Consider the following 11,568-nt stretch of genomic DNA (forward strand, 5'->3'; position numbering starts at 1 on the left):
GTCGGGTCAGTCATCGTATGAAGGGGCTACGCCGGTTGCTGCATGTGGACGCAGGAAGCGGCCGTCGCCTGGCTGGTTCAGTACCCTGGCACCGTCGTACACATGCTGACCGCGGCACCAAGTGCTTGCAACGCGCACGGTGAATTCCATGCCTTCGAACGAACTCCACTGTACGGCGGAAAGGCTGGAGGATGGGTCGAACGCATGGCGTTCGGGCTTCAGAATGACAATGTCCGCATCCATGCCCACATCCAACGTGCCCTTGCGGTCATCCAGAAGGAAGTGGCGCGCTGGGTTGCGCGATAGCTGGCGTACTACCATTGACGGCTCTATGCCGTGCTGTTCGCAGCCAGTCCAGAATGCGGGCAGCAGGGTTTCCAGGCCCGGTCCGCCAGAAGAGTTCTTGAAGACATCGGGATTGCCCTTGCGCTCCAGACCCCAACTCACATGGTCGGAGGAGACGAAGGTGCAGGCATCGCGTGCGATATGTGTCCACAGCAGATCAACTTCCGCTTTCGGGCGGATGGGTGGGTAGTGCTTGGTCTTGGCGCCGAAGCGGCGGGTGTGTTCCTCATGGTTGAGCATGAGGTACTGGATGCATGTCTCGATAGTGGAGGCATTGCCGCTGCGTCGGTACATGTTGCACAGTTCGAAGCCGCGCGAGGTGGATACATGCACTGCGTGTGCTCGGGCACCAGTTTCGGCGCCCAACTCGTAGATGATGCCTGTGGCCAGGTTCTCGATCAGCGGTGTATGAGCGCGCATAAAGGCATCCCATCCGGTGTCACCGGCATCCTGAAGGCGGCGGATGTTCTTGCGGGTGAGTTCCTGCATCTGATTGTGTACGCCGCACACCAGGCCCGACGGAGCGATGAGCTTGAAAGCTTCAAACAGATCATCCTCATCCACGCGCGGGAAGCGGCCCGGTGTGGCCTCGAAGGTGGAGAACTTGAAGGCGCACACACCCCCCTCGATGAGGCCGGATGCGGCTTGCAGACCGTGCTGCGCGTTGAGAGTGCCGAACAGGGCTACGTCCACGTGACAGTCGCGCTCCACTTCTGCAATCTTTGCATCCAACTGAGGGCGCGAGGCTACAGGTTCCGGGTCGTCATAAGGCATGTCAACCATTACAGTCACGCCGCCTGCAGCTGCAGCACGTGAGGCCCATCCCAGGCCTTCTTGTCCAGCCTGACTGCCCGAGTGCACCTGACCGTCTACCACGCCCGGTACGATCCACTGGCCACGGGCGTCAACTCTGTCACGGGCAGCAGGTGCTTCGCCTTGACCGCGAGCCACGATCTTCGTGCCGCGCACAGCAATCCAGCCATCTTTCACGACGCGGCGTGCGTCAACGATATTGCCTTGAACGACAAGGTCAAAGTCACTCATCTCGATGTCTCCTAATCACTGCAAATGAGAAAAGTGTAGGAGTTCACATAAAGAAATGTCATATGCTTTTATGTGCATTGAAATTAACATTAGGTTATTAGCAATATGAAGCTAAATCTGCGTCAGATAGAAGTGTTTCGGGCCATGATGCTCAGCGGCTCCATTAGTGGGGCGGCCAAGTTGCTCTATGTCTCTCAGCCTGCAGTGAGTCGTCTCATTGGCTACACGGAGCAACGACTGGGGTTCAAGCTGTTTGAGCGCATCAAGGGTCGACTTCATCCAACACCGGAGGCCCACAGGCTTTTCGAGGAAGTGACGGCTCTGTACCAAAACGTGCAGAGAGTGAATGAAGTGGCGGATAACCTCTCACTTAACAGGGAGGGCCATATCCGTATCGCATGCAGTCCCAATATGGGTCAGTCCATCATGCCGCGAGCGGTGGCTCGGTTTACTCATCTCTTCCCGGAAGTGAGAGTGGTACTGCACACCCACATACCGCATGTCATGCTGCAAGCGCTGCTTACACAGCAAGTCGAGCTTGGCGTTACCTATATGCCGATTCCACACCCCAGCTTGGCTATGCAGCCGCTATACGAAAACCGCATCGTCGCTGTGCTGCCACAGGACCACCCGCTTGCTGGACGTGATCAGATATCTAGCCGTGACTTGCAAGGAGAGCGCTTCATCGGCTACGGGAGCGATATTCCTTTCAGTCAATTGGTGCACCGGATATTCGGCAGCGAGGAGAACCAACCATCTGCACGCGTGGAAGTCCAGCAGGCTCACGTTGCATGTGCCATGGTGCAAGCAGGGGTTGGGGTTGCATTGGTCGACGAGCTCACCATTCGAGGACCTTCCTGGTCCAACATCGTGGCTATTCCGGTGGCACCGATGGTTCATGCCCCTATCCATGCCTTCAATCTTGCCTTGCAACCTATGTCGCGTTTGGCTCAGGAGTTTGTTGGAGTCCTGAAATCCTTGGATGAGGCCAAGCGCTGAACGGCGCTTAAAACTGCTTGCATCGATTTGATTGAGCACTCAGACAGACTCTCGAGTCTGCCCTGAGCGAGCTAGGTCCCGTTGGTGCCCTTGGGACTTTCCCTAGACGGGGTGGGGCGCAGCTGATCCAAGTTGGGGCATGAGGGCACTCTGGCGGAACGAATTTCAGGCGGTTTTTCCTTTGTTTCAAAGGCTTTGGCTAAAAAACGATGTGAAGCACCAAATTTGTTCATTAACATGATGTTAATTTGTCGCAATAAAAAGTAATGCGACATTGTTGATGGTCGTCTCTAGCATCCGTTGCACTCAATAGCTCTTTGACGTGGCCTCAGGCAGTTTCTGTAGGTGTCACGGACAAGGTTCTCGAATGATCAATCTGGAGTAGCAATGGGACGTATCTTGACTCTCAAAGACGTGGAATCTGCAGTACGCGGCGGTTCCGTTTTCGCATGCGGTGGTGGCGGCTGGGCCGATCATGGTCGCGAACTGGGCACGATGGCGGTGACTATCGGCCGCCCCGAACTTGTGGACATGTCCGAAGTGGCTGATGACGCGTGGATCGCCACGGCCGCCGCCATTGGGGCGCCGGGTGGACTGACCGACTGGGAAATGCTGGGCATGGACTATGTCAAGGCCGCCCGACTGGTGCAGGAAGAGTTGGGAGCGCCACTGCACGGCCTCATCATTGGCCAGAACGGCATGTCCAGCACGCTCAACGCGTGGCTGCCATCCGCAGTGCTGGGCACCAAGGTGATCGATGCCGTGGGCGATCTGCGTGCACACCCCACTGGTGACATGGGCTCGCTCGGCCTGGCCAGCAGCCCCGAGCCGATGATCCAGGCGGCCGTGGGCGGCAAGCGCGCCAACAACTCGTACATCGAGTTGGTGGTACGCGGCGCCACAGCCAAGGTTTCGCCGATTCTGCGCAAGGCCTCTGACATGTCCGGCGGTTTCATCGCCAGTTGTCGCAACCCGATCCGGGCTTCCTACGTGCGCCAGCATGCGGCGCTGGGGGGCATCAGCCGTGCATTGGCATTGGGCGAGGCCATCATCGCCGCGCAAGCCAAGGGAGGCACGGCCATCGTGGATGCCATCTGCAAGCAGACCGGCGGAAGCATCATCGGTAGCGGCAGGGTAACGGCCAACACGCTGCGCTACACGGATGAGGCGTTCGACGTGGGCGTGATCGAGATCGGCGAAGGCGCACACAAGCGCCGCATCCATGTGATGAACGAGCACATGGCCGTGGAAGACGCCGATGGCCAGCGCATCGCCACCTATCCGGACGTGATCACCACGCTGGATACCAACGGCAACCCTGTGAGTGCCGGCAAGGTCCGCGAAGGCATGGAGATCCTGATCTTCCACGTGGGCAAGAGCCTGATTCCGCTGTCTTCCAGCATCAGCGATCCGGCCGTGTATCCGCCCGTGGAAAAGGCCCTGGGCATCAACATCAGCAACTACGCACTGGGCAAGGACTAAAGATGAGCCGCGAAGATTTCAAGGTACATGGCGGCAACGAACTGCGCTGCAAGGGCTGGCGCCAGGAAGCGCTGCTACGCCTGATGGAGAACGTGCTGGCTGTGGGCGAAGACCCGGACAACCTCATCGTGTACGCGGCCCTGGGCCGCGCCGCGCGCGACTGGCCGTCGCACAACGCCATCGTGCACGCGCTGCGCAACCTGGAAGAAGACCAGACGCTGCTGGTGCAGTCGGGCAAGCCCATTGGCGTGCTGCGCACGCACGCGGCCGCGCCGCTGGTCATCATGGCCAACTGCAACATGGTCGGCCAGTGGGCCAAGGCCGAGAATTTCTACCAGTGGGAGAAAGACAACCTGATCTGCTGGGGCGGCCTCACCGCCGGTGACTGGCAGTACATTGGTTCGCAGGGCGTGATCCAGGGCACATACGAGATCTTCTCGCGCATTGCCGAGCGCCACTTCAACAACGACCTGCGCGGCCGCTTCATTCTGACGGCGGGCCTGGGTGGCATGGGCGGTGCACAGCCGCTCGCGGGTGCCATGGCGGGCGCGGCGATCCTGACGGTGGAAATCAACTCCGAGCGCATCGAAAAGCGCATGCAGATCGGTTTCCTGCAAAAGCGTGCCGACACGCTGGACGAAGCCCTGGCCATGATCCGCGAAGCACAGGACAGGCGTGAGCCCATCTCCGTGGGCCTGCTGGGCAATGCCTCCGAGATCTTCCCGGAGATCCTGGCGCGCGGCATCACGCCCGATATCGTGACCGACCAGACCTCGGCCCACGATCTGGTGTACGGCTACATCCCCGCAGGTTACACGCTCGACGAAGTGGCCGAGTTGCGCCGAACCGACATCACGAAGCTGATGAACGCGAGCCGCGAGTCCATCGTGCGACATGTGACGGCCATGGTGGGTTTCCAGGACAAGGGCTCCGTGGTGTTCGACAACGGCAACCTCATCCGCACGCATGCCAAGCAGGGCGGCGTGGAGCGTGCCTTCGAGATCCCGGTGTTCACCGAAGCCTTCCTGCGCCCGCTGTTCGCACGCGCCATCGGCCCGTTCCGATGGATTGCCCTGTCCAACGATCCGGACGACATTCGCAAGATCGACGACTTCCTGCTGCGCCGCTTTGCCGACAACCGCATCGTCGCCAACTGGGTGCGCCTGGCGCGCGAGAACGTGCCCTTCGAAGGCCTGCCGGCGCGCATTGCGTGGCTGGGCCATGGCGAGCGCACGGAGCTGGCGCTCGAAGTCAACCGCATGGTGCGCGATGGCGAACTGAGCGGACCGATCGCCTTCACGCGTGACCACCTCGATGCGGGCGCCATGGCGCACCCGAACATCATGACGGAGAACATGCGTGACGGATCGGATGCGATTGCCGACTGGCCGCTGCTCAACGCCATGCTGACCTGCTCATCCTCCGCCGATCTGGTGGCCATCCACTCCGGTGGTGGCGGCTACAGCGGCTACATGACCAGCGCCGGCGTCACCGTGGTGGCCGACGGCACCGCACAGGCGGATGAGCGACTGAATCTCTCGCTCACCAACGACACGGCCAGCGGCGTGCTGCGCTACGCCGACGCGGGCTACGAAGAGGCGCTGGACGAAGTGCAGAAGAAGGGCATCGCCCGCATCGACACCTTCGCCCACGCCTGACGCTTCAGGCTTGCCCGGGAGCGGCCTGACAGCACCCATGCCAACGCATGCATTCCGATGCCGTGCGGAGGCTGGGTGGCTGGCCGACCCTGGCCTATCCACTCTTCAACCTAACCTCACCCCCCACCATGACCCACCCTACTGTCTCCGCTCATGCAGGAGCCGCACAGGCTTCGGTCGGCACCACCCAGCACGCAGCCCATGACGAGCGCTCCAGCAAGCGCGCGGTGATCGCTGCGTCCACCGGCAATGCGCTGGAGTGGTATGACTTCACGGTCTACGCGCTGTTTGCCGTCTACATCGGCCAGAACTTCTTCCAGAACGAGAACCCCACGGTGCAGTTGCTGGCGTCGTTCATCGCGTTCGGCATCGGCTACATCGCGCGCCCTCTGGGGGCGCTCATCCTCGGCTCCTATGGCGACCGCAAGGGTCGCAAGGCCGCGCTCACCATGACCATCATGCTGATGGCCGTGGGCACGCTGCTCATTGCCATCGCTCCTCCGTATACGGCTATCGGCATTGGTGCTCCGTTGCTCATCGTGGCAGGCCGCGTGCTGCAGGGCTTCTCCGCAGGTGGCGAAGTCGGCGGTGCGACTGCGTTCCTGGTCGAGCATGCACCACCGGCCAAGCGTGGTCTCTATGCTTCGTGGCTGCAGGCCAGCATGGGCATCAGCAACATGATGGCGGCGCTGGTGGCCACGGCCGTCACCATGCTCTTTACCACTCAGCAGGTGCATGACTGGGCCTGGCGCATTCCCTTCATCATCGGCCTGGCCATCGCCCCCGTGGGCCTGTGGATGCGCCGTGCGCTGGATGAAACCCCGCACTTCAAGGAGCAGGCGGAACGTGCCGCGGCTTCCGGCGAAGCCGAGAAGAAGATGCCCATGCTGCAGGTGCTGCGCGATTGCCCGCGCCAGCTGCTGACGGGTCTGGGTCTGTCCGTGCTGTGGGCTGCTGCGCCCTATGCACTCATCATCTACCTTCCCATCTATGTGCAGAAGAACATGGGCTTCGAGAGCTCGCAGGCATTTACCGCCGCGTTCATCGGCAACATCTTCCTGGTGGCTGGTTGCCTTATCTCCGGCACTCTGTCTGATCGCTTCGGTCGTCGAAACATGCTGCGCTTTGGTGCGATCCTGCTGCTGCTCGGTGCCTATCCGCTGATGGCCTGGCTGCATGGCAATCACACCACGATGGCGCTGATCATCGTGCAGTCAGCCATGTGCTCCATGGTGGCCCTGTTCGTGGGTGCCGCGCCCGCCGCGCTGTCCGAGATCTTCCCGACCGCGGTGCGCTCCTCGGGCATGTCCCTGTCGTACAACGCGGCCGTGACGGTGCTGGGCGGCTTTGCGCCCGCGCTACTCACCTGGATCACCTACAAGACCGGTGTGGCCTATGCCCCGGCGCTGTATGTAATGGCGGCGGCCGTGGTGGCGCTCATCGCCATCAGTTTCCTCCCCGCACGCAGCGAAGACTGACAGAAAACTTCCGGCTTTCTCCACTACCTGAACCATAACAACGATATGAAGAAAACAAACAGTCGCCGTTCATGGCTTGGCCGGATCATGTTCGCTGCAATGTTCGCTATCGCTGGCACGGGTTGCTCCCTGACGCAGCCTGCGAAGACCGATGCAGCAACTGGCAAGGCCACACCGTCGCAAAACACTGCCGCCGCCGAACTGGTGCTGCTGGGTGTGGCGGGTGGGCCCACCTGGTACGGAAAGGAATCGCCCCATGGCATTTCCTCCGCGCTGGTGGTGGATGGCAAGGCGTACATTGTCGATCTGGGCTCCGGTGCCTATCGCCAGTTGCGCCGTGCAGGCATCCAGCCGGGCAGCGAAGCGGCCGTGTTCTTCACGCATCTGCATACCGACCATGTGATCGACCTCGCCAGCATGCTCATGTACGACCCGAGCGCGCGCCGCCGCGCCAAGGCGCAGTTGGAGATCTTCGGCCCGGGCCGTCGTGGCGTGCTGCCGCCGCTGGCCGATGGCATGAAGGGCGATGTGGTGGTGCACCCCGAGAACCCGAATGCCGGCACGGCCGACCTGGTCGATGCCATGCTGGGGGGCATGGCAGCGGATCTGAACATCCGCGTGCGCAGCGAAGGCGTGCCGGATGTGCGCCAGTTCTTCAAGGCGCATGACATTGCCTTGCCGGCAGGTCTGTTGGTGGATCCGAACACCAATCCGGCACCCCCCATGGAACCCTTCAAGGTATGGGAAGACGCCCGCGTGAAGGTCAGCGCCATTCTGGTGCCGCATGGTCTGGTGTTTCCCAACTTCGCCTATCGCTTCGATACAGTGCACGGCTCGGTGGTGTTCTCCGGCGATACAGCAGCCAGCGAGAACCTGGTGAAGCTGGCACGTGGTGCCGATGTGCTTGTGCATGAAGCCATCGACCCGGCGTGGGTGAGCCACATCGTTGGTCCCAAACCCTGGGATGCCCGCCAGCAGGCGCTGGCGAAGCAATTGCTGGAAGCCCATGCCACGCCGCGCGAAGTGGGTGAGATAGCCACGCGTGCCGGTGTCGCGCGACTGGTGCTGTCGCACCTGGTGCCGGGCGATGCTCCGCGTGACCACTGGGAGCAGGCACGCGACACCTTCAAGGGCCCGGTCGTCGTGGGCGAAGATCTGATGCGCCTGCCGATCACCAAGGCGGGCCGCTGACGAAAGCCATGAAGGGGCTGCCAATGGGTGGCTCTTTCACTGGGTGCCATGCATGGGGCATGGAAATGATGCAAGGCCCGCACGCATGGCCTTGGCGTTGTATTTCTTCATTTTTCAGAACGGCTCACAACATGAACTCTCTTCGCTGCTTTTTGCCGCGTGTGCCTCTGCGCACCCTGACACTGGCTGTTTTGGCCAGCCTGAGCTTGCACGCCCATGCCACTGTCGAACTCGACGGCCGCAATGCCACGCCGGAGGTCATCACCCGCATCACTCTGGGCGAGCCCGTGCAGGTGGCGCCCGCCGCCATGGTGCGTGTGAAGAAGGCACATGAAGTGCTCATGGCCGCCGCCGCTGCCGGCCAGAAGATCTACGGCCTCACGGTGGGCGTGGGCCAGAACAAGGATCGCGACATGGTCGATGCCCACGGCCAGCTCAGTCCGGAGGTGATCAAGGCGTCGCAGGCATTCAACATTGGCCTGCTGCATGCACACGCGGGTGGCGTGGGTCCTGATGCGCCCGTGCAGGATGTGCGCGCCGCCATGGCTGCGCGGCTCAACGCGCTGCTCGATGGCGGTGCGGGCGTGCAGGCGTCCATCGTCGAAGCCTATGTGCAGTTCCTGAACCACGGCATCACACCGGCCATGCCCGCGCTGGGCTCCATCGGTGAGGCCGACATCACGCTGCTGAGCCATATGGGCACGGCCATGATGGGCGAGGGCGATGTGTACTACGAGGGCCGCAAGCAACCGGCGGCTGAGGTGCTCAGGCAGTTGCACATCCGTCCGATCGAACCGGTGGGCAAGGATGCGTTGTCCATTCTTAGCTCCAACGCCTACGCCAGCGGCATGGCGGCACTGGCTCTACAGGACATGGCGCACTTCAACCGCGTCTCGCAGTTAGTGTTTGCTCTCAGCCTGCAGGCGCTCAATGGCAACGTGTCTCCGTTGCTGAAGGATTCGCTGGCACTGCGCCCCTTCCCGCAGACAAAGAAGGCAGGAGAAGAACTGCGCCATCTGCTCGATGGCTCCAGCCTCTGGAATGCTGATGACAAGCGTGCGCTGCAGGACCCGCTGAGCTTCCGCACCGCCGTTTATCTGCTAGGTGAGCAGGCATTGGCGCTGGAACAGGCGAATGCACAACTCAACGTGCAATTGAATTCGTCCGACGATAACCCTGGCGTGGCCGTTGGGGCGAAGCCGGCATCAGACCGCGCACAGGAAAAGCGCGCCTATGTGGAAGGACTAGGGGCGGTGCTGCCGGATGCCAATTTCGAGCCACTGCCGTGGGTGCTGGCTATGGAGAAATCGGGGTTGTCGCTGGCGCACAGTGCGCTTGCTTCTGCGCAGCGCGTGGTCAAGCTCAATGATCCGGCCTTTACTGGGCTCAGCCGTTTCCTCGGCACGGAGCACAGCGTGCATGCCTTTGGCGCCATGGAAAAGCCCGCCATGGCCCTGGCCATGCAAAGCCTGCGCTTGGCACAACCTGTATCGATGAACTACCTGCCCGTGGCCGGCAACATCGAGGACGTGGCCACCAACGCTCCCGTTGTGGCCCAGAACTTGCGCCTACAGATCCAGACGGGCTACCAACTGCTCGGCGTGGAGCTGGTACATGCAGCACAGGCTATCGACCTGCGCCGCGCCAGGGATCCGAACTTCCGCCTCTCGCCCGCGACCGCCGCGCTCTTTGACGCGCTGCGCAAACAGGTGGCCTTCCTCGATAAGGACCGCGCGCTGACGCAGGATTTCCGCGGCGCTGCCGAGCTGCTGCGCACTTACCGCTGATCGCGCAGAAGCAACACACAGAAAAAAGACAAAAGGGGCAATGACCATGAAACAACCTATTCGCCCGCTAGCCCTCTGCGTCGCCATCGCTGCTGCTGCCTTGTATGCGAGTACGGCACAAGCGCAGAGTTCGGTCACGCTCTATGGCCTCATTGACGCCAGCGTGCGCTACGAACACAGCAACAAGGGCAACGTCACGTCCGTGGTCGATGGCGCCGATGCCGGTTGGGGTGGAAGCCGCTGGGGCTTTCTGGGATCCGAAGACCTGGGCGGCGGCCTAAAGGTCATCATGAACCTGGAAGGTGGCTTGAACATCGACACCGGTACGTTGCGCGGAGGCAAGGTCTTTGGCCGTACCGCCATGGTGGGTCTTGCAAGCTCATATGGCGAGATCACGCTAGGCCGTCAGTACAACGCGCTGTACTACACCGGCTCCTGGCACAGTGACCCTACCTATGTCTCCAGTTGGTCGCCAACCGTGGTCCATCAGCTGGACTTCGCCTGGGACAACGCCATCGCCTACACGGGCCGTTTTGGCGACTACATTGCCCGCGCCACGTTTGCACCAGGCGAGCAGCACGGCTCCAAGGGCAACCGGCAGGCCGCCAGCTTGCTGTACAACGGCCACCCGTTCGGCGTGGCAGCAGGTTACGGCAGCGTCAAGGATAAAAACTGGTCCACAGCCAACCTCGGCGCCTATTACGAGATCGGCAAGCTCACCGTGCAGGCCACCTACTATCGAACGACGAACGAGCCCTACAGCGGCGCCCGCCGCATTACCACGCAGGGTTTGGGAGGCTTCTACCAGTTCACGCCCGAGATCGAGCTGACGGCAGCCTTCTGGCACACGAGGAGCGCTCTCGATAGCGGAGTGCTGCGTGAACGGAAGGGCTTGGTGGCTGCTCGCTACAGCCTTTCCAAGCGTACGCGTCTATATGCTGAGGCCGATCATGCACGGAGTAATGGCGAAATCCGACGTAAAGCTGGAGTCCAGTTGGGAGTTCAGCATTCATTCTGACTCCGAGACCAGCAGGCTGGGATTGTTTTGAAGGTTCACAGAAAGATTGAATTTCAACGCCGGTATCTTGGAGATGGACTTGATTCTGTCCAATGCTCCATCGGGTCAACTGTCTGAGTGTTTAACGCCGCTATCAAGCGCCTGCCAGAATGGCCTCAACTTGGCAAAACATCTGGGATGTGAGGTATTGCAAGCGCTTGTTTTTGTAGAAATTTGATTGTGTTTGCGACTTTGGATCAACACTTTCACAGCAAGTGATGCTCTGGAGGGTGCGTGGATGCTAGGCCTGTGCTTACGACTTTATTTACCCGGCATAGGTGTTCTGGGTAGAGTCGATCACGCCATCCCTTTCGATGCCAACTTGAACCATCGATGCTTCATGCATTCATGGCAAGTCAATCCGTTGACAAAGAACAGTGATGATGGCTGCAGCCCTGATTCCAGCCTTCGCGCCCTTTGCAAAGGTTGCGCACGTAAGCGTTCTGTGAGCGATAAAGCAGCTCTCAATGGCATCCAGTGTGTGGCCGGGGGCGAGTTCGGCTGCAAACGACACATCGTAGGAGATG

Annotated in this window: 8 protein-coding genes; 7 read left to right on the top strand and 1 reads right to left on the bottom strand. The window is 61.0% G+C overall.

The annotated features are described in order from the left end of the window. Positions 1-6: 6 nt before the first annotated feature. A complete protein-coding gene (locus tag CTR2_RS08545; protein WP_087085812.1) occupies positions 7-1,389 on the bottom strand; it encodes a dihydroorotase in 1,383 nt (460 codons plus the stop codon). Positions 1,390-1,494: 105 nt separating this feature from the next. Here CTR2_RS08545 and CTR2_RS08550 point away from each other — a divergent pair, with 105 nt between their 5' ends. The 7 genes from CTR2_RS08550 to CTR2_RS08580 all read left to right on the top strand — a co-directional run bounded on the left by CTR2_RS08550 (position 1,495) and on the right by CTR2_RS08580 (position 11,002). Then, the gene (locus tag CTR2_RS08550; RefSeq protein ID WP_087085811.1) at positions 1,495-2,388 is read left to right on the top strand and encodes a LysR family transcriptional regulator; all 894 of its coding nucleotides are present in this window, start codon (positions 1,495-1,497) and stop codon (positions 2,386-2,388) included. A 387-nt stretch (positions 2,389-2,775) separates the two neighbouring features. Beyond that, the gene (locus CTR2_RS08555) at positions 2,776-3,870 is read left to right on the top strand and encodes a DUF917 domain-containing protein (protein WP_087085810.1); all 1,095 of its coding nucleotides are present in this window, start codon (positions 2,776-2,778) and stop codon (positions 3,868-3,870) included. A gap of 2 nt (positions 3,871-3,872) precedes the next feature. Further along, positions 3,873-5,528, top strand: coding sequence for a urocanate hydratase (locus tag CTR2_RS08560; RefSeq protein WP_087085809.1), 1,656 nt, complete (start codon positions 3,873-3,875; stop codon positions 5,526-5,528). 128 nt (positions 5,529-5,656) lie between these two features. Further along, on the top strand, positions 5,657-7,006 hold the full coding sequence (locus CTR2_RS08565; RefSeq protein WP_087085808.1) for an MFS transporter: 1,350 nt from the start codon (positions 5,657-5,659) through the stop codon (positions 7,004-7,006). 99 nt (positions 7,007-7,105) lie between these two features. Continuing rightward, positions 7,106-8,197, top strand: a complete 1,092-nt coding sequence (locus CTR2_RS08570) for an MBL fold metallo-hydrolase (protein ID WP_254913499.1) — start codon at positions 7,106-7,108, stop codon at positions 8,195-8,197. Between the two features lie 131 nt (positions 8,198-8,328). Continuing rightward, complete coding sequence (locus tag CTR2_RS08575; RefSeq protein WP_087085806.1) at positions 8,329-9,984, top strand: HAL/PAL/TAL family ammonia-lyase; 1,656 nt, start codon at positions 8,329-8,331, stop codon at positions 9,982-9,984. Between the two features lie 46 nt (positions 9,985-10,030). Continuing rightward, positions 10,031-11,002 (top strand): porin, encoded by a 972-nt coding sequence (locus tag CTR2_RS08580; protein WP_176391775.1) that lies wholly within the window; start codon positions 10,031-10,033, stop codon positions 11,000-11,002. Positions 11,003-11,568: the final 566 nt, after the last annotated feature.

The organism is Comamonas thiooxydans (assembly GCF_002157685.2).
In the GTDB taxonomy this organism is placed as follows: Bacteria; Pseudomonadota; Gammaproteobacteria; order Burkholderiales; family Burkholderiaceae_C; genus Comamonas; species Comamonas testosteroni_H.